General features: G+C 41.5%; 1 pseudogene. It reads right to left on the bottom strand.

Annotation, left to right across the window (positions count from 1 at the left end):
- Positions 1–52: 52 nt before the first annotated feature.
- Positions 53–312 (bottom strand): annotated as a pseudogene (locus Q1A70_RS20265) (integrase core domain-containing protein); the annotation flags it as partial.
- Between the last annotated feature and the right edge of the window lie 319 nt (positions 313–631).

Here is a 631-nt window from a genome sequence, read left to right as displayed (position 1 = left end):
AAGTTCAAAGTGGCTGTGTGATTATGGATTTGGCAATATTAGATCATATTTGTTAACAAAGTGCGATCCCGCCCTGCGATTCATTCTGTGTTAGGCCACCATTGTACTGGTACGGTCTGATTTGACTGTAATATCTAGTGATATATTCAATATGCTGTTCCAAGCTTCGGATAAGCTACGATAATCATAAGCTGGCACCCACTCACTTTTTAGGCTTCTAAAGAAGCGTCCCATCGGGCAGTTATCCCAGCAGTTTCCTCGACGAGATAGACTCTGTTTAATTTAATATTGCCAGAGTGCGTGGCGGTATTTGCTTCTTAGACCAATCCTTAAAGCTGCTGCGATGAATACCGAACACTTTACACAGCTTTGCAACACTGTAGCTCTGTTTGAGTTTCTCGATTATCGAGAATTGTTCAGTGAGTCCTACATCAACAGAGCAGTAGCCTTTTTTTCAAGCTCAGGTTGCCTGTTATTAACTGAGATGGTAGTGACAGAGATGAATAGTGGGTAGTGCTTAGGGCATGTTGAAGTTAATACTGAACGAAAATATCCTAATACCAATCTGGAAAATTAACTGGTCAGGTTAATCCAGTCTCTGGTGCACATTTTGGTAACTCTATCTGCACGC

The sequence above is a fragment of the uncultured Vibrio sp. genome, from assembly GCF_947488985.1.
Taxonomy (GTDB): Bacteria; Pseudomonadota; Gammaproteobacteria; order Enterobacterales; family Vibrionaceae; genus Vibrio.
This window is presented reverse-complemented; position numbering and strand designations above follow the sequence as displayed.